At 65.3% G+C, this 16,282-nt stretch carries 16 protein-coding genes and 1 pseudogene; 11 read left to right on the top strand and 6 right to left on the bottom strand.

Annotated features, from left to right (window positions below; translation table 11 throughout):
• Positions 1–4 precede the first annotated feature (4 nt).
• From BRAD3257_RS00735 to BRAD3257_RS00710, 6 genes are all read left to right on the top strand, one after another.
• The gene (locus tag BRAD3257_RS00735; RefSeq protein WP_122400220.1) at positions 5–604 is read left to right on the top strand and encodes a class I SAM-dependent methyltransferase; all 600 of its coding nucleotides are present in this window, start codon (positions 5–7) and stop codon (positions 602–604) included.
• Positions 605–660: 56 nt separating this feature from the next.
• The gene (locus BRAD3257_RS00730; protein WP_122400219.1) at positions 661–1,239 is read left to right on the top strand and encodes an NADPH-dependent FMN reductase; all 579 of its coding nucleotides are present in this window, start codon (positions 661–663) and stop codon (positions 1,237–1,239) included.
• A 6-nt stretch (positions 1,240–1,245) separates the two neighbouring features.
• The gene (gene pyrF / locus BRAD3257_RS00725) at positions 1,246–1,956 is read left to right on the top strand and encodes an orotidine-5'-phosphate decarboxylase (RefSeq protein ID WP_122400218.1); all 711 of its coding nucleotides are present in this window, start codon (positions 1,246–1,248) and stop codon (positions 1,954–1,956) included.
• 24 nt (positions 1,957–1,980) lie between these two features.
• On the top strand, positions 1,981–2,292 hold the full coding sequence (locus BRAD3257_RS00720; RefSeq protein ID WP_122400217.1) for a DUF1330 domain-containing protein: 312 nt from the start codon (positions 1,981–1,983) through the stop codon (positions 2,290–2,292).
• Positions 2,293–2,471: 179 nt separating this feature from the next.
• Positions 2,472–3,287: a 4-hydroxy-tetrahydrodipicolinate reductase gene (gene dapB / locus BRAD3257_RS00715; RefSeq protein WP_162500049.1), complete on the top strand. Its 816-nt coding sequence runs from the start codon at positions 2,472–2,474 to the stop codon at positions 3,285–3,287.
• 116 nt (positions 3,288–3,403) lie between these two features.
• A complete protein-coding gene (locus BRAD3257_RS00710) occupies positions 3,404–4,027 on the top strand; it encodes a 2,3-bisphosphoglycerate-dependent phosphoglycerate mutase (protein ID WP_122400215.1) in 624 nt (207 codons plus the stop codon).
• A gap of 41 nt (positions 4,028–4,068) precedes the next feature.
• Here the strand turns inward: BRAD3257_RS00710 and BRAD3257_RS00705 are convergent, their stop codons facing one another.
• On the bottom strand, positions 4,069–4,965 hold the full coding sequence (locus BRAD3257_RS00705; protein ID WP_122400214.1) for a methylated-DNA--[protein]-cysteine S-methyltransferase: 897 nt from the start codon (positions 4,963–4,965) through the stop codon (positions 4,069–4,071).
• A gap of 54 nt (positions 4,966–5,019) precedes the next feature.
• Complete coding sequence (locus BRAD3257_RS00700; RefSeq protein WP_122406306.1) at positions 5,020–5,553, bottom strand: DUF2244 domain-containing protein; 534 nt, start codon at positions 5,551–5,553, stop codon at positions 5,020–5,022.
• Between the two features lie 22 nt (positions 5,554–5,575).
• Here BRAD3257_RS00700 and nth point away from each other — a divergent pair, with 22 nt between their 5' ends.
• The 3 genes from nth to BRAD3257_RS00685 all read left to right on the top strand — a co-directional run bounded on the left by nth (position 5,576) and on the right by BRAD3257_RS00685 (position 9,213).
• Positions 5,576–6,328, top strand: a complete 753-nt coding sequence (gene nth, locus BRAD3257_RS00695) for an endonuclease III (protein ID WP_162500048.1) — start codon at positions 5,576–5,578, stop codon at positions 6,326–6,328.
• 136 nt (positions 6,329–6,464) lie between these two features.
• The gene (locus tag BRAD3257_RS00690; protein WP_122400212.1) at positions 6,465–7,598 is read left to right on the top strand and encodes an HlyD family secretion protein; all 1,134 of its coding nucleotides are present in this window, start codon (positions 6,465–6,467) and stop codon (positions 7,596–7,598) included.
• Positions 7,585–9,213 (top strand): MFS transporter, encoded by a 1,629-nt coding sequence (locus BRAD3257_RS00685; RefSeq protein WP_122400211.1) that lies wholly within the window; start codon positions 7,585–7,587, stop codon positions 9,211–9,213. Before BRAD3257_RS00690 ends, BRAD3257_RS00685 begins: the two co-directional genes overlap by 14 nt.
• Positions 9,214–9,219: 6 nt before the next feature.
• Here BRAD3257_RS00685 and BRAD3257_RS00680 read toward each other — a convergent pair whose 3' ends face one another.
• The 3 genes from BRAD3257_RS00680 to BRAD3257_RS00670 all read right to left on the bottom strand — a co-directional run bounded on the left by BRAD3257_RS00680 (position 9,220) and on the right by BRAD3257_RS00670 (position 13,074).
• Positions 9,220–9,960, bottom strand: coding sequence for a sulfate transporter family protein (locus BRAD3257_RS00680; RefSeq protein WP_122400210.1), 741 nt, complete (start codon positions 9,958–9,960; stop codon positions 9,220–9,222).
• A 162-nt stretch (positions 9,961–10,122) separates the two neighbouring features.
• Positions 10,123–10,569 (bottom strand): nickel-responsive transcriptional regulator NikR, encoded by a 447-nt coding sequence (gene nikR, locus BRAD3257_RS00675; protein ID WP_122406305.1) that lies wholly within the window; start codon positions 10,567–10,569, stop codon positions 10,123–10,125.
• Between the two features lie 57 nt (positions 10,570–10,626).
• Complete coding sequence (locus BRAD3257_RS00670) at positions 10,627–13,074, bottom strand: heavy metal translocating P-type ATPase (protein ID WP_162500047.1); 2,448 nt, start codon at positions 13,072–13,074, stop codon at positions 10,627–10,629.
• Positions 13,075–13,148: 74 nt separating this feature from the next.
• Between BRAD3257_RS00670 and BRAD3257_RS00665 the strand changes: the two genes are divergently transcribed.
• Positions 13,149–13,424, top strand: coding sequence for a metal-sensitive transcriptional regulator (locus BRAD3257_RS00665; protein WP_122400208.1), 276 nt, complete (start codon positions 13,149–13,151; stop codon positions 13,422–13,424).
• Positions 13,425–13,697: 273 nt separating this feature from the next.
• Here BRAD3257_RS00665 and BRAD3257_RS00660 read toward each other — a convergent pair.
• Positions 13,698–14,663 (bottom strand): annotated as a pseudogene (locus BRAD3257_RS00660) (YiiX/YebB-like N1pC/P60 family cysteine hydrolase).
• A 192-nt stretch (positions 14,664–14,855) separates the two neighbouring features.
• Here BRAD3257_RS00660 and BRAD3257_RS00655 point away from each other — a divergent pair.
• Positions 14,856–16,244 carry a flavin monoamine oxidase family protein gene (locus tag BRAD3257_RS00655; RefSeq protein ID WP_122400206.1) on the top strand — a complete coding sequence of 463 codons (1,389 nt, stop codon included), beginning with the start codon at positions 14,856–14,858 and terminating at the stop codon, positions 16,242–16,244.
• Positions 16,245–16,282 lie beyond the last annotated feature (38 nt).

The raw sequence follows: 16,282 nt of genomic DNA, 5'->3' as shown, positions 1-16,282 counted from the left end.
CGACATGCCATTGCCATCGTCTGCGCGTGCCTTGAAGAAGCCTCGTCTTGACGACGAGGTGCGCTTTCTCAGGTCGTGGATCGAAAAGCCGCTGCACATGGGCGCGGTGATGCCGTCGGGCAAGCTCTTGGCCCGGACCATGGCTCATTATGTCGATCCGGAGTCCGATGCGCCGGTGGTGGAGCTCGGGCCCGGCACCGGCGCGATCACCTCCGCGCTGATCGAGCGCGGTGTCGACCAGAAGCGTCTCGTCCTCGTCGAATACAATCCCGGCTTCTGCGCGCTGCTGCGCGACCGCTACCCGCAGGCCAAGGTGGTGCAGGGCGATGCCTATCGCCTGCGCGACACGCTCTGGAACGTCCTGAGCGCGCCGGCTAGCGCGGTCGTCTCGGGCCTGCCGCTCGTGACGAAACCGATGCTGACGCGGCTGCGGCTCATTCGCGATGCCTTCACCGCGCTTGCGCCCGGCGCGCCCTTCATCCAGTTCACCTATGCGGTGGTGCCGCCGATCCCGAAATCGCTGCCCGGCGTGTCGACAGAGGCCTCGGAACGGATCTGGATGAACCTTCCGCCGGCCCGCGTCTGGGTGTATCGCAAGGACTAATTCCGCCCGCTCTTCTTTTGCGCGGCGGGCTCGTTTCGCCGAACGCATGGGATTGGATGTCCGCACCCAAAATCCTGATCATTCCCGGCTCGCTGCGCACCGGCTCGCACAATGTGAAGCTTGGGGCGCTGGCGGCCTACGAATTCGCCCAGGCCGGCGTGGACGTCACCCGCATCTCGCTCGCGGATTTTCCGCTGCCGATCTACGACGGCGATCTCCAGGCCAAGTCCGGCGTGCCCAAGCACGCCATCAATCTCAAGCGCATGATCGGCGCCCATCACGGTGTCCTCATCGTCTCGCCCGAATACAATGCCTCGGTGCCGCCGCTTCTCAAGAACGCGATCGACTGGGTCAGCCGCGTGCACGAGCTGCACGAGGCGCGCGGCGAGGTGTTCCGCAACCGCGTCTTCGCGCTCGCCGGCGCCTCCCAGAGCCGGCTCGGTGCCGCCCGCGCGCTCCAGGCCTTGCGGCTGATCCTCTCCTCCTGCCACGCCAACGTGATTGCCAGCCAGCTCACGCTCGCCTTTGCCGACCAGGCCTATGACGATATGGACAGGCTGAAGAACGAGGGTGATATCGCCGCGTTGAAAGAGCTGGTAGCGCAGCTGATCGACGTTTCCCAACGCATGATGTGAGGTGACATGACGCCAGCCGAGATCGCCCCGAAAGACCGCCTGATCGTTGCGCTCGATCTGCCGAGCGTTGATGCTGCGGAGGCGATGATCGCGAAGCTCGGCGACAGCGTCTCGTTCTACAAGATCGGCTATCAGCTCGCTTATGCCGGCGGCCTGCCGTTGATCGGAAAGCTCGCCGACAGGGGCAAAAAGGTCTTTGCCGATCTGAAGATGCACGACATCGGCAATACGGTGAGGCGTGGGGTGGAGAGCGTCGCCAAGCTGGGTGCGACCTTCGTTACCGTCCACGCCTATCCGCAGACCATGAAGGGCGCCGTCGAGGGCCGCGGCAGTGCCGGCCTGAAGATCCTCGCCGTCACGGTGCTGACTTCCTACAACGACGACGATTTGCATGCGGCGGGCTATCGGCTCAGCGTGTCGGAGCTAGTTGAGGCCCGCGCGCAGCAGGCGCAGGTGATCGGCGTCGACGGTCTGGTGTCCTCGCCAGAGGAAGTCGGTGCGTTGCGCAAGATCGTCGGCCATCAGATGAGCCTGGTCACCCCCGGCATTCGTCCGGCGGGCGCCGCCAGCGGTGACCAGAAGCGCATCATGACGCCAGGCCGCGCGATCACCGCGGGCGCGGATTATCTCGTTGTCGGGCGCCCGGTGGTGGAAGCCGCCGATCCGAAGGCTGTCGCCGACGCCATCCACGCTGAGATCGCGCAAGCTCTCGGCTGACCACACACAACAGGGAGAACAACAATGGCAAAAGGCTACTGGATCGGGCGTGTCGACGTGAGCAATGACGAGGGCTACAAGCCCTACGCCGTCGCCAACGGTCCGATCTTCAAGAAATGGGGCGGCCGTTTCGTCGTCCGCGCCGGCAAGTTCACTACCGTTGAAGGCGCCAGCCGCAACCGCAACGTCGTGATCGAATTCCCGGACTACGAAACCGCGCTCGCCTGCTACAACTCACCGGAATATCAGGCCAACATCAAGGTGCGCCAGCCGCACTCGATCGCCGATCTCATCATCATCGAGGGCTATGACGGCCCGCAGCCGCAGGACGGCTGACGCCCGTCATTCCGAGGCGAACTATGGTGCGCAATTGCGCACCTGAGAATCTCGGGATTCCGGGTTCGGCTCTGCGAGCCGCCCCGGAAATGACGGTGAACGTGGCGTCACTGCCCCCGATCCCCTCGGTTGCCGGAACTGCGTCCCCCCGCTACAACGGCTCCGAAGAGGATCACACCATGTCCGACATGCGCTTGATTGTTGCTGGGGCCGGCGGCCGGATGGGCCGCGCGCTGGTACGGGCGATTGCCGAGAGCAAAGGCGCGGTGCTGGCGGGCGCGCTGGAGGCGCCGGGATCCGATCTGCTCGGCAAGGATGCCGGCGTGCTCGCAGGCCTGCCGGCCAACGGCATCAGGCTCTCCGCCGATCTCTGGGCGATGTCGAAGGATGCCGACGGCATCCTCGATTTCACCGTGCCGGCGGCGACCATCGCCAACGTCGCGATCGCCGCCCAGCGCGGCCTCGTGCATGTCATCGGCACCACCGGACTTTCCGGCTCCGACAACGCCGTGATCAAGAGCGTCACCAACCGCGCGGTGGTGGTGCAGTCAGGCAATATGAGCCTCGGCGTCAACCTGCTCGCCGCCGTGGTCAAGCGCGTCGCCAAGGCGCTCGACCAGACCTTCGACATCGAGATCGTCGAAACCCATCACCGTATGAAGGTCGATGCGCCCTCGGGCACGGCGCTGATGCTGGGCCAGGCCGCAGCCAGCGGCCGCGGCGTCACCCTCGATGACCATTCCGAGCGTGGACGTGACGGCATCACCGGCGCACGCCGGCCGGGCAATATCGGTTTCGCTTCGTTACGCGGCGGCACCGTCGCCGGCGACCACAGCGTCAGCTTCCTCGGTCCGTTCGAGCGCCTGACGCTGTCGCATCAGGCCGAGGACCGCATGCTGTTCGCCCACGGCGCGCTCAAGGCGGCACTGTGGGCCCATGGCAAGGCGCCGGGGCACTACACCATGGCCGACGTGCTCGGCCTGTCCGATATCTGAGTCAACGGAATGATTGCCCGTTTCAACTGCAGGCTCCCTTCACCTCTCCCCAACGGGGAAAGGTTGGGCACCGCCGATGCAGCAACCATCAAGCTTAGTTTCATACGGAAGGTAAAATGAGCGAACGTCTTCTCGTGCTCGTGCGCCATGGCCAGAGCGAATGGAATCTGAAGAACCTGTTCACGGGCTGGAAGGATCCTGACCTCACCGAGCTCGGCGTGAGGGAAGCCAAGGAAGCCGGCCGCAAGCTGAAGGCACAGGGTCTCGTATTCGACGTCGCCTTCACCTCGGTCCTGACGCGCGCGCAGCACACGCTCGATCTCATCCTCGCTGAGCTCGGCCAGACCGGTCTGCCGACCTCGAAGAACCTCGCACTCAATGAGCGCGATTATGGCGATCTCTCCGGTCTCAACAAGGACGATGCGCGCAAGAAATGGGGCGAGGAGCAGGTACACGTCTGGCGCCGCTCCTACGATGTGCCGCCGCCCGGCGGCGAAAGCCTGAAGGACACGCTCGCGCGCGCATTGCCCTATTACGTGCAGGAGATCCTGCCCGGCGTGCTCAACGGCAAGCGCACGCTGGTTGCCGCTCACGGCAACTCGCTGCGTGCGCTGATCATGGTGCTGGAGAAGCTCTCGCCCGAAGGCATCCTGAAGCGCGAGCTCGCCACCGGTGCGCCGATCATCTACCGCCTCAATGCGGATTCGACGGTCGCCTCGAAGCTGGACCTGGCGGGCTGAGTTTCTTCGCCTCTCCCCGCGTGCGGGGAGAGGGAGATCAATCACTGCATCCCCAGCTGCCCGGCTTCCCAGCCCAGCATCGCCTGCTTGCGGGTGGTGCCCCAATGATAGCCGGTGAGCGTGCCGCTCTTGCCGAGCGCGCGGTGGCAGGGCACGACGAAGGAGACCGGGTTCTTGCCAACCGCGGCACCGACGGCGCGAGAGGCCTTCGGATTATTGATGTTGCAGGCGATGTCGGAATAGGACACCGCGCGTCCCATCGGAATTTTCAGCAGCGTCTCCCATACCCGCACCTCGAAATCGGTGCCGATCAGGACCACGCGCAGCGGCTGATCCGGCCGCCACAGCTTTGGGTCGAAGATGCGCGCTGCGAGCGGCGCGGTGCCTTTGTGATCTTCCACGTAAGTGGCGTTCGGCCAGCGCCGCGTCATGTCGGCGAGTGCGATCTTCTCTTCGCCGTGATCGGCGAAGGCAAGTCCGGACAAGCCGCGATCCGTGGCGATCACGATCGCGGTGCCGAATGGCGAGGGGTGGAAGCCGTAGCGCAGGGTGAGACCGGCACCGCCGTTCTTCCACTCGCCCGGCGACATCGCTTCGTGGGTGACGAAGAGATCGTGCAGCCGGCCCGGCCCGGACAGGCCGGAGTCGAGCGCCGCATCGAGAATGCTGGCGGAATCCCTGAGCAGATTCCTTGCGTGGTCGAGCGTGAGCGCCTGCATGAAAGCCTTCGGTGTGATCGACGCCCAGCGGCGGAACAGATGGTGCAGCTCATCCGGCGTGACGCCGGCGGCATCCGCCATCGCCTCGATGGTCGGCTGCGCGCGCCAGTTCGCCGAGATGAACGCAATCGCCCGCCGCACCGAATCATAGTCGCGCCACGCGGCGTTCTGGGTGCCCGGCTTGGCCAGGCGCTGGTCATGTATCGCGAGGGTCATCATGTCCGGAAATGTAGGAGAGAGGCGGGTCTGAAACCACCCGATTTCCGACTGGAATCAGCTGATCGGATTGTAGGTCGGTCCACGCTTGGCGGCGTTCAATGCCTCGACCAAGCCATTGTAAAAACTTGCCTTTTCCTCAGGCCCTAAGAACCTCGCGATCTGGATCTGATGACCGCGCGAGATCAGATAGAGATGCTCGATGCCGAAGTCCTCGTCGACTTCCATGTCGAGGCGGACCCAGAGCGGATTGAAGGTCCATTCGGCGACCTGGCCGCGATGGCTGATGCGCCTCACGCGCAGCTCGGAGGTCGTAACGGTGATCTCCTCGCGCGCCCGGGCGCTGCGGAAATTGACTTTGAAGGCCCACCAGACCACGAGCACGTCGAGACCAAAAAAGCCGAACACCGGCCAGGCGCCCATCATCAGGAAAGCGAGGCCCGTGACGAAGCTGACCACGCTCAGGAACAGCATCACGGCGAGGAAGCCCGTACGGTTCAGCGAGCGGTGCGGCGTCAGCAGCGCGGAGAAGATCTGCACCTCGCGCTGATCTTCAAAGTCCTTGCGCTCAATTTCGTTGCCTGTGCTCATCGTCCCTCAGTATATCCCGATCATGGCGAAAATCACCCGCAAGCCGGTCTCCCGCAAAGCGGCGGTGCCGAAGAAAAAGGCAAAGCCGGTCGCGGCCAAACCGAAATCCTCCGCGAAAAAACCACTCAAGGCCACCAGGCCCTGGACGCCGGCCGAGGTCCGCGAGGTCTTCAGCCGTTTCCGCAAGGCCAATCCGGAGCCGAAGGGCGAGCTCGAGCACGTCAATCCGTTCACGCTGCTGGTTGCCGTGGTGCTGTCGGCGCAGGCGACCGATGCCGGCGTCAACAAGGCGACGCGCGCATTGTTCGAGGTCGCCGACACCCCGCAGAAGATGCTCGATCTCGGCGAGGAGCGTCTGCGCGAGTACATCAAGACGATCGGACTCTACCGCACCAAAGCCAAGAATGTGATCGCACTGTCGGCCAAGCTGCTCAGCGAATTCGGCGGCCAAGTGCCGCGCACGCGCGCCGAGATCGAGTCGTTGCCCGGCGCCGGGCGCAAGACGGCCAATGTCGTGCTCAACATGGCCTTCGGCGAGCACACCATGGCGGTCGATACCCATGTTTTCCGTGTCGGCAACCGTACCGGACTTGCGCCGGGCAAGACGCCGCTGGAGGTCGAGCTCGGTCTCGAAAAGGTGATCCCGGCCGAGTTCATGCAGCATGCCCATCATTGGTTGATCCTGCACGGCCGCTATACTTGCCTCGCCCGCAAGCCGCGCTGCGAGGTCTGCCTGATCAACGATCTCTGCCGGTGGCCGGAGAAAACGGTGTGAGCAAGTAATCAACGTCTTTCCGGGGCGATGCGCGGCATCGAACCCGGAATCTCGAGATGCCGGGTCCGTTGTTCGAACCGTCCCGGAAATGACAGCAGTGAGATTTGCGTTCGGACAAGCGCTTTTGGGGGCATCCGTGAGTCAACAAGAACGAGTTCCGTCACCGCCTGCCGCCGCACCTGTCCCGCCGCCCAAGTCAACACAACGGCCGGCCTCACCGCTCTGGAGCCGGCTCGCGATCCCGCTGTTTGCGGTCATCGTTGCGCTCGGCTTCGTCGCGCTGGCGACGCTGCGCTTCGACGAATGGGTCGGCAATGCGGTGATCCAGACCACCAATGACGCCTATGTGCGGGCGGAGCTGACGCGGCTTTCGAGCCGCGTCTCGGGCGAAGTGCTCACCGTAGGCGTCACCGATTTCCAGCGCGTGAAGGCCGGCGACCTCCTGATCCAGATCGATCCGGCCGACTACGAGGCGCAGGTCGCACAGGCCGAAGCCAATGTCGCTGCTGCGCAGGCCACCCTCGACAATCTCGCCAATCAGATCGAGCTGCAATATGCCACGATCGCGCAGGCGCAGGCCGCGCGGCTGTCCGCGGAGGCCATGGAGGTGGAGGCGCGGCAGGAGCAGGAGCGTCAGCAGTCGCTGTCGCAGACCGATGCCGGCACGCGCCAGCGGCTCGAGCAGGCGGTGGCCGCTTATGCCAAGGCGCAGGCCGACGTGCGGGCGAGCCGCGCCGTGATCGCAGCCCAGCAGCACCAGCTCGAGGTCCTGCAAGGCACCAGGAAGCAACGCGCCGCCGATGTCGAGGCAGCCAAGGCGACGCTGGCGGGTGCGAAGCTCAAACTTGGTTACACGAAGGTCACCGCGCCGTTTGACGGCGTTGTCGGCGAGCGGCAGGTGCAGCCCGGCGATTACGTCAATATCGGCACCAATCTCATCAATGTGGTGCCGCTGCCCAACGTCTATGTGATTGCGAACTACAAGGAGACCCAGCTCACGCACGTCGCACCGGGCCAGCCGGTCGAGATCACCGTCGACAGTTTCCCTCGTGAGAGGCTGCACGGCAAGGTCGAGCGCATTGCGCCGGCGACCGGCGCACAGGTGGCGCTGCTGCCGCCCGACAACGCAACAGGCAACTTCACAAAGGTGGTGCAGCGCATTCCCGTGCGCATTCAGTTCGACGACAATCAACCGCTGCTGGCTCGGCTGGTGCCGGGCATGTCGGTGGTCACCAGCATCGATACCAAGGCTGCGAATGGCGGAAAATGACGCTGCCAGCCGCGAGCCGGTCTCGCGCGGCGGCATCGCGCCGCAGCCGCTGTTCGCCGTCGCGGCAGTGATGCTCGGCTCGTTCCTCGCCAATTTCGATAGCCGGCTGACCACGGTCGGCCTGCCCGACCTTCGCGGCGCGTTCTCACTCGGCTTCGACGAGGGCGCCTGGCTCTCCACGGCCGGCATCGGCTCGCAGATCTTCATCGCGCCTGCGGTGGCCTGGCTTGCTACCGTGTTCGGCCTGCGCCGCGTGCTCGGCATCCCCAGCATCGTCTATGCGGCCGTCTCTTTCATCATTCCATTCGTGCACGACTATCCGACATTGCTTGCGCTCAGCGTCGTGCACGGCCTGTTGCTCGGCACCTTCGTGCCGGCGACGCTGATGATCGTGTTCCGCAATTTGCCGATCCGCTGGTGGCTGCCGGCGATCTCGATCTATGCGATCCGCGTCGGCTTCGCCTTGGACACGTCGACCTCGCTGGTCGGCTTCTATGTCGACCATCTCGGCTGGCAATGGCTGTACTGGCAAGGCGTGGTGATCGCGCCCTTGATGGGCCTGATGGTCTATCTGGGCACGCCGAACGAGCCGGTGAACCGTGCGCTGCTGCGCGACGCCGATTGGGGCGGCATGCTGCTGCTCGGCGCCTCAGTCTCGATGATTTATGCCGGGCTCGACCAGGGCAACCGGCTGGACTGGCTCGGCTCCGGCACGGTGATGGCGCTGCTCGCCAGTGGCGCGGTGCTGTTTCTGGCCTTCCTCGTCAACGAGTCCCTGGTGCGGCAGCCCTGGGCACATGTGAATGTGCTGTTCTCGCGCAACATCGGCTTGGGGCTGGTCCTGATCCTGCTCTACACACTGACCAGCCTGTCCAACGCCTCGCTGGTGCCGAACTTCCTCGCAACCATCGCGCAGCTCAGGCCCGAGCAGAGCGGCCTCTTGCTGCTCACCTATGGCGCGTTGCCGATGTTCGTGCTGGTGCCGGTCTCGATCTGGCTGCTCAGGCATTTCGATACACGCACGGTGCTCGTTCTGGGCTTTGCCTGCTTCGCCGCGGCGAATCTCTGGGGCACGCAGCTCACCCATGTCTGGGCGCGCGAGGATTTCATCGGCATCGTGCTGCTGCAGGCGATCGGGCAGTCGCTGACCCTGCTGCCGCTGATCATCACGCTGCTCTCCAACTCCGATCCGAGCCGCGCCACCTCGTTTGCCGCCTATATCCAGATCATGCGGCTCGGCGGCGCCGAGATCGGTGTGGCGTTGATGGGCACCTGGCTGCGCGTCCGCGAGCAGGTCCATTCCTTCTATCTCGGCCAGAACCTCGCGGTCGGCGATGTCGATGTGGTGGAGAGACTGAAGCAGCTCGCCGACCATTTCGCCGCCCATGGCATGGGATCGGCGCAGGCGCGCGCGGTCGGCACGGTGGCGGGCATCGTCCAGCGCGAGGCCAATGTGCTCGCCTACATCGACGGCTTCTGGCTGTGCTTCTGGCTCGCGATGGCCGCACTCGGCGTCGTCGCGCTGGTCACCCGCGCGCCGACGGGCCCATTCACGCCGGCGCCGTTCGGCTTCGCCAAGACGGTCCTGCGCAAATGCGGAATGCCTGTGGCCTGAGCCGGGTTACCGCGCCTGCCGCGCCGGCTCGATCAGCTCGGGCCGCGGGCCTGACAGGCGCTTGTGCATGTGGACCATGAAGGCCATGCCGAAGATCGGCGTCGCCAGGTTGACGATCGGGATCGAGACGAAGGCGGCGATGAACAGGCCGGCGGTGAAGATGGTCGCGGCATTGTCGCGCCGCATCGCCTTGGCTTCCTCCGGCGGGCGGAAGCGCATCGCCGCGAGCTCGAAATATTCGCGGCCGAGCAGCCAGGCGGCGGCGAGGAAGAAGATCAGGAAACCGGCGCCGGCGAACAGCACCAGCGGCAGCGCGGCGAGATAAACCACGATGGTCAGCAGCGCGGTCTTGATGCCCTCGAACGTCGCCTGGGTGAACGGCAGCGCCGTGCCGGGTCGTTCGGCTGGATAATGCTCGCGCTCGACGATGTTGGCGACGTCGTCGACGAACAGGCTCGCCACCAGTGAGGTGATCGCAGGCATCAGGAAAATGCCGCCGAACACGACACCGAGGCCCGCCGCGATCGAGACGATCCAGGACAGGATTTCGAGCGATGAATGCCAGCCCGGTCCAAGCAGGCCTTCCAGCCACACCTCGCCGGAGGTTGCAAACCAGCTGAGCAGCCGCTGCAAGCCGATCGCCAGCACGGTGATCAGCACCAGCGCCAGCCCGATCGATCGCCACAGGATCGAGCGCATCGGCGGCGACATCATTTGCGACAGCGCCTTGATCGCGGCATCAAGCATGGGGCACCCTTTCACGAGACGACCCGCGAGAGGTAGACATGCAGGGCGATTTCGGCAAGGGAGGCTGGCCTGCTGTGGCCAGCGGCTTGACGGTCTCGTGTCCCGGATGCGGCGCTCCGCTGAAGGAGCGCTGCGCCGCGTCCGGGGCACGAGAGCTACTGTCTACCCATGCCGATGTCCGTGCTTGCGCGCCCTCGCCTGCTTCCCTTCCCCGGTCGGGATCATCACCACGCGGCCGTAGCGCACGCCGCGTTCGGCGATGATGTGGTCGGCGAAATGCCTCACCTCGGAGGCCGCGCCGCGCAGCGCCGTCATCTCCATGCAATTGTTGTCGTCGAGGTGGACGTGCAGCGTTGCCAGTGCGAGATCATGGTGGCCGTGGAATTCCTGCACCAGCCGCTTTGATAGATCGCGCGCGGCGTGGTCGTAGACATAGACGAGGCCCGCGACGCATTGGCCGGTCTGGGCGGTGTCCTCGGTGGATTGCTGAAGCCCGGCGCGCGCGAGGTCGCGGATGATCTCGGAGCGGTTCTGATAGCCGCGCGCTTCCGCCGCGGCATCGATCTCCGCCAGGAGGTCGTCCTCGATCGTGATCGTAATCCGCTGCATCAGGTCCCCTCCGCGCATCTCGCCGAATGGACCCCTTCTACACGGATTTTGCGACCCTCACAGCCGCATTGCACGAAGCCGCAGCGCATTGCCGACCACGCTCACCGAGGACAGCGCCATCGCCGCTGCCGCGATGATCGGGGAGAGCAACAGACCGAACGCCGGATAGAGGATGCCGGCCGCGATCGGAATGCCGGCGGCGTTGTAGATGAAGGCGAAGAACAGGTTCTGGCGGATGTTGTTCATCGTCGCCTGCGACAGCTTTCGCGCGCGCACGATGCCGATCAGGTCGCCCTTCAGCAGCGTCACGCCGGCACTCTCCATCGCCACATCCGTGCCGGTGCCCATGGCGATGCCGACTTCGGCCGCTGCCAGTGCCGGCGCGTCGTTGACGCCGTCGCCGGCCATCGCGACGCTGCGGCCGCCCTTTTGCAGCTTTGTCACCACCGCGCTCTTCTGGTCCGGCAGCACCTCGGCCTCGACCTCGGCGATGCCGAGCCGGCGCGCCACGGCCTCCGCCGTCGTGCGATTGTCGCCGGTCAGCATGATCACCTTGATGCCTTCATCGGCCAGCGCTTTCAGCGCCTCCGGCGTCGAGGCCTTGACCGGATCGGCGATCGCGAACAGGCCGGCCAGCCGGCCATCGACGGCCATGTTGATCACGGTCGCGCCGTCGCCGCGCATCCGTTCGGCTTCGGTGTCGAGCGTCTTGGTCTCGATGCCGATGGAGCTCAGATATTTGGCATTGCCGAGCACGACGGTCTTGCCGTCGACCTTGCCGGTCGCACCCTTGCCCGTCGGCGAATCGAATTGCTCGACCTGGCCAAGGGCGAGCTGCTTCTCCTTGGCCGCGCGCACGATCGCATCAGCTAGGGGATGCTCGCTGGCGCGTTCGACGGTGGCCGCAAGCCGGAGGATGTCGTCTTCCGCAAAGCCGGACGCCGGCACGATCGCGACCACCTTGGGCTTGCCCTCGGTCAGCGTGCCGGTCTTGTCGACCACCACCGTGTCGATCTTCTCCATCCGCTCCAGCGCCTCCGCGTTCTTGATCAGCACGCCGCCTTGCGCACCGCGGCCGACACCGACCATGATCGACATCGGGGTCGCCAGGCCCAGCGCACAGGGGCAGGCGATGATCAGAACGCTGACCGCCGCGACCAGGCCGAAGGCGAGCCGCGGCTCCGGTCCGAACCACGACCAGGCGGCAAAGGCGGCGATAGCGACGACGATCACCGTCGGCACGAACCAGCCGGCGACCTGGTCGGCCAGGCGCTGGATCGGTGCGCGCGAGCGCTGCGCGTCTGCGACCATCTGCACGATCTGCGACAGCAGCGTCTCGCGCCCGACCTTGTCGGCACGCATGATGAAGCTGCCCGATTGGTTCAGCGTGCCGGCAATGACCTTGGCGCCGGTGTCCTTGGTGACCGGCATGGATTCGCCTGTCACGAGGGATTCGTCGAGCGAGGAGCGCCCCTCCAGGATGGTGCCGTCCACCGGCACCTTCTCGCCGGGACGGACGCGCAAGCGGTCGCCGGCATGGAGCGTGTCGATCTCGACCTCATGCTCGCTGCCGTCAGCGTCAACGCGGCGCGCGGTCTTGGGCGCAAGCTGGAGCAGCGCCTTGATCGCGCCCGACGTCGCATCCCGGGCGCGCAGCTCGAGCACCTGACCGAGCAGCACCAGCACGGTGATGACGGCCGCCGCCTCGAAATAGACCGCAACCGCGCCTTCATGGCCGCGGAAGGTGGTGGGGAAGATCTGCGGCGTGACGGTGCCGAGGACGCTGTAGACATAGGCAACGCCGGTGCCCATCGCGATCAGCGTGAACATGTTGAGGTTGCGCGTCAGCAGTGATTGCCAGCCGCGAACGAAGAACGGCCAGCCCGCCCACAGCACTACGGGTGTGGCGAAGACGAGCTGGATCCAGTTCGACAGCGTCGGATCGATCCAGTGCGGACCTGCGAGATGGCCGCCCATCTCCAGCACCACCGCCGGCAGCGCCAGCACGCCGCCGATCCAGAACCGCCGCGTCATGTCGGCGAGCTCCGGATTGGGACCTGTCTCCAGGCTTGCGATCTCCGGCTCCAGCGCCATGCCGCAGATCGGGCAGGTGCCCGGGCCGACCTGACGGATCTCGGGATGCATCGGGCAGGTATAGATCGTGCCTGCGGGCATCTCAGGCTCGGGTGCCTTCTCCTTCGCGAGATATTTTGCGGGATCGGCGGCGAATTTGGTGCGGCAGCCGGACGAGCAGAAATGAAAGATCTCTCCGTGATGCTCGAAGCGATGCTTCGAGGTCGCGGGATCGACCGTCATGCCGCAGACGGGGTCTTTCACCTTGGTTGCTGCTTCACCGTGAGGATGGGGATGGCCGGCATGATCGCCGTGGCCGCCACAGCACGCGGAGGCCTCCGGCTTGGCCGCCGGCGGTGTAGCCTTCGTGGAACAGCCGCATCCGGAATGCGTTTCCGCGTCGTGACGATGCTCGTGTGCGTTGTTGTTCATTGCCATGCTCCGGCCTTTTACGCGGGCTCGTTCCTGGGCTTGTAACCTATACCCGGTAGGGGTATATAGAGCCCATGCGCAAGGACATCAAGACATCTGTCGGAAAACGTCTCGGCCGGATCGAGGGCCAGGTTCGTGGCCTCTCGAAAATGGTAGAGGAAGACCGCTACTGCATCGACATCGTCACGCAGATCTCGGCGGTGCGTGCCGCGCTGCGCCGGGTCGAGGAAGAGATCCTGAAAGACCATGTCGCCCATTGCGTCGAGCACGCCATCGCGAGCGGCGACAAGGCCGATCAGCGCGAGAAGATCGCGGAGCTGATGGCGGTGATCGGACGGGCGGAGCGATAGCGCGCGCTCTCTCCACCGTCATTGCGAGGAGCTCTTGCGACGAAGCAATCCAGACTACCGCCGCGGTAACAGTCTGGATTTGCTTCGCTGCGCTCGCAATGACGGTGAAGAGGCGAGATCATCGCGCTACACCCCAGCGGTCGTCCCGGCGCAGGCCGGGACCCATAACCCCAGGGAGGGTTTTGGCGAAGACTGGCTGTTCGATACCGCTATCGCCCGTACTCGATGGATCACGCGGTATGGGTCCCGGCCTGCGCCGGGACGACGGTGGGGCTACGCCGCGATCCCCCGCTCGCGCGCGCGGTAGATCGCGAGCTCGCACAGCAGCACGAAACGCTCGGAGAACGCGGCGGTGATCTCCGCGGGCTATGCGTTCACTTCTTCAGCCGAAATCTCAGCCGACGCCTCTTCGTCAATCGCCTCAGGAACGAGCGGCGGCGCACGGAGCGTTTCTGGAAACACACTGAAAGTGCCCGCCACCTCCTCGAGCGGCTTCTGCTTGTCGGCCCAGTGCAGGGCGGTGTAGTCGAACCCGTGCACGATGGTGGGTTTGACGACTTCGAAATAGGGCGAGATGTCGAAGTCGCGGGGCATGTAGAGCGAGGAATCGCGGATGTGCAGGATCTCGCGACGGGCGGCGCGGCTGCCTGCTTTGGTGATCTTCGGCAGGATCGGATAGCGCACGGCGTCGAAGGCCTGCGCGATCAGCGCCGAGCAGATGATCTTGGTCGGATCGCCCGAGCCGATCGCGATCATGCGCCGACGCCAACGCTGCGGTATCGGCAGCGGGAACAGGTAACGCATGAGATCAATGATGTTCTTGGTATCGTAGCCGAAGCCGATGCGGTTGATCGCATAGCGGCAGACCGTGGTGCGGTCCTCATGGGACAGCCCGACCGGGCGGCAGATGCGGGTGTGATAGGGGAAATATTTCGACAGCGGCGCGGAGGTGACGCCTTCGCCGATATTGGCTTCGATCAGCACATGCGGCTCGCCCTTGGGCTCCTCCGTCCCCTCGATCGGGCCGACATAGAGCGCGGCATGCGACCAGGTCGACTGCGTCAGATATTTGATGATGCCGGAGATTCGGTTGTTGCCTTCGACCAGCAGCACGTCGCCGGGCTCGATGACGCCGCGCAGATGCTCCGGGTCGCTCGGCGTGAACGGCTCATAGCCCGGCACCTCCTTTGAGAGGTACGCGGCAATCAGCTTGCCGACTGAATCCAGGACCGTCCCCATGTCGAACTCCCCCCACGACCTTCCCCGGCCGTCTTTTTCCCTTCTCTATCATGGTCGAAACGTGTTGCAATTCGGTTCATCACTCTGCGAGATCAAGCATGATTGATTCACCATGATGGTTGCTGCGCAACATCAGATACGGCAAGGTTCGCGGGCTGTTCCCGTTCGCCGCAAGTCCCCGGAAACCATGACATGACAATCACGCGCCGCGGTTTCCTTTCGGCGTCGGCGGCTTTTGCGGCGATGCCGGTGCTGCGCGCAACCGCCGCACCCCTGCCACGTGAGGTCGACATCGTCGTGATCGGTGCGGGAGCTGCGGGAATTGCCGCGGCGCGGCGCATCATCGCGGTGGGCCGCAAGGTCGTCGTGGTGGAAGCGGCATCGCAAGTCGGCGGCCGCTGCATCACGGATAGTACGACGTTCGACACGCCGTTCGACCGCGGCGCGCGCTGGATGCACAATCCCGACACGAACCCGATGATCCGGCTGGCGCGCAGTGTCGGGCTCGACGTGCTGCCGGCGCCATCGGGCCAGAAGATGCGCATCGGCCGCCGCAATGCGCGCGCGGGCGAGACGGAGCAGTTCCTGGCGGCGCTGGTGCGCGCCAACCGCGCCATCGACGAGGCCGCGCGCGGCAAGCTGGATACATCCTGCGCGTCCGTGCTGCCCAAAGATCTCGGCGATTGGGCCGGCGCGGCCGAGTTCATGCTGGGCGCGAGCTTCGCCGGCAAGGACCTGAAGGAGCTGTCCGCGATCGACAAGGGGCGCGCGCAGGACCGCAACGCGGCGATCGCCTGCCGTCAGGGCCTCGGCACGCTGATCACCAAACTTGCCGAGCAGGCGCCGGTGGCGCTGTCGACGCCGGCGAGCCGCATCGCCTGGAGCAACCGCGACGTCAGCGTGGAGACGCAAGCCGGCAAGATCGCCGCGCGCGCCGCCATCGTCACGGTCTCGACCAATGTGCTGACATCGGGAGCGATCAAGTTCGCACCCGATATCCCCAAGCGGACGTTGGACGCGGCATCCAAGCTCAGCCTCGGAAGCTACGATCGGATCGTGCTGCAATTGCCGGGCAATCCGCTCGGCCTGTCGCGCGACGACATCCTGATCGAGCAGAGCGATTCGATGCGCACGGCGCTGATGTACGCGAATATCGGCGGCTCCTCGCTGTGCTCGATCGATGTCGGCGGCTCCTTCGGCCGCGATCTCACCGAGCAGGGCGAGAAGGCCATGGTCGCTTTCGCCAAGGAGTGGATCACAAAGCTGTTCGGCAGCGAGGCCGCGGCCGCCGTGCAGAAGACCAGCGCCACGCGCTGGAATGCCTCGCCCTTCGTGCTGGGCGCGATGTCGGCGGCTTCGCCGGGCGGTCAGCTCTCGCGGAAAACCTTGGCCGAGCCGATCGGCAACATGTTCCTCGCCGGCGAAGCCACGCACGAGACGCTGTGGGGCACTGTCGACGGTGCCTGGGAAAGTGGCGAGCGTGCTGCGGATGCAGCCTTGCGCAAGATCGGCGCGCTCAGGGACGAGCCGGCCGACGTGCCGACGCAGTCGACGAAGAAGCGGCGCGTGCCGCGGCAGTAGGGGCAACCAAGCCGCAACAAACTGCGCCGTCGTCCCGG

Origin of the sequence: Bradyrhizobium vignae, from assembly GCF_900324035.1 — a bacterium.
In the GTDB taxonomy this organism is placed as follows: Bacteria; Pseudomonadota; Alphaproteobacteria; order Rhizobiales; family Xanthobacteraceae; genus Bradyrhizobium; species Bradyrhizobium vignae.
This window is presented reverse-complemented; position numbering and strand designations above follow the sequence as displayed.

Bases quoted from the DNA above. Each gene is read 5' to 3' on its own strand.
- BRAD3257_RS00735 (WP_122400220.1), top strand. From the start codon at position 5: ATGCCATTGCCATCGTCTGCGCGTGCCTTGAAGAAGCCTCGTCTTGAC.
- BRAD3257_RS00730 (WP_122400219.1), top strand. From the start codon at position 661: ATGTCCGCACCCAAAATCCTGATCATTCCCGGCTCGCTGCGCACCGGC.
- pyrF (WP_122400218.1), top strand. From the start codon at position 1,246: ATGACGCCAGCCGAGATCGCCCCGAAAGACCGCCTGATCGTTGCGCTC.
- BRAD3257_RS00720 (WP_122400217.1), top strand. From the start codon at position 1,981: ATGGCAAAAGGCTACTGGATCGGGCGTGTCGACGTGAGCAATGACGAG.
- dapB (WP_162500049.1), top strand. From the start codon at position 2,472: ATGTCCGACATGCGCTTGATTGTTGCTGGGGCCGGCGGCCGGATGGGC.
- BRAD3257_RS00710 (WP_122400215.1), top strand. From the start codon at position 3,404: ATGAGCGAACGTCTTCTCGTGCTCGTGCGCCATGGCCAGAGCGAATGG.
- BRAD3257_RS00705 (WP_122400214.1), bottom strand. From the start codon at position 4,965: ATGATGACCCTCGCGATACATGACCAGCGCCTGGCCAAGCCGGGCACC.
- BRAD3257_RS00700 (WP_122406306.1), bottom strand. From the start codon at position 5,553: ATGAGCACAGGCAACGAAATTGAGCGCAAGGACTTTGAAGATCAGCGC.
- nth (WP_162500048.1), top strand. From the start codon at position 5,576: ATGGCGAAAATCACCCGCAAGCCGGTCTCCCGCAAAGCGGCGGTGCCG.
- BRAD3257_RS00685 (WP_122400211.1), top strand. From the start codon at position 7,585: ATGGCGGAAAATGACGCTGCCAGCCGCGAGCCGGTCTCGCGCGGCGGC.
- BRAD3257_RS00680 (WP_122400210.1), bottom strand. From the start codon at position 9,960: ATGCTTGATGCCGCGATCAAGGCGCTGTCGCAAATGATGTCGCCGCCG.
- nikR (WP_122406305.1), bottom strand. From the start codon at position 10,569: ATGCAGCGGATTACGATCACGATCGAGGACGACCTCCTGGCGGAGATC.
- BRAD3257_RS00670 (WP_162500047.1), bottom strand. From the start codon at position 13,074: ATGAACAACAACGCACACGAGCATCGTCACGACGCGGAAACGCATTCC.
- BRAD3257_RS00665 (WP_122400208.1), top strand. From the start codon at position 13,149: ATGCGCAAGGACATCAAGACATCTGTCGGAAAACGTCTCGGCCGGATC.
- BRAD3257_RS00655 (WP_122400206.1), top strand. From the start codon at position 14,856: ATGACAATCACGCGCCGCGGTTTCCTTTCGGCGTCGGCGGCTTTTGCG.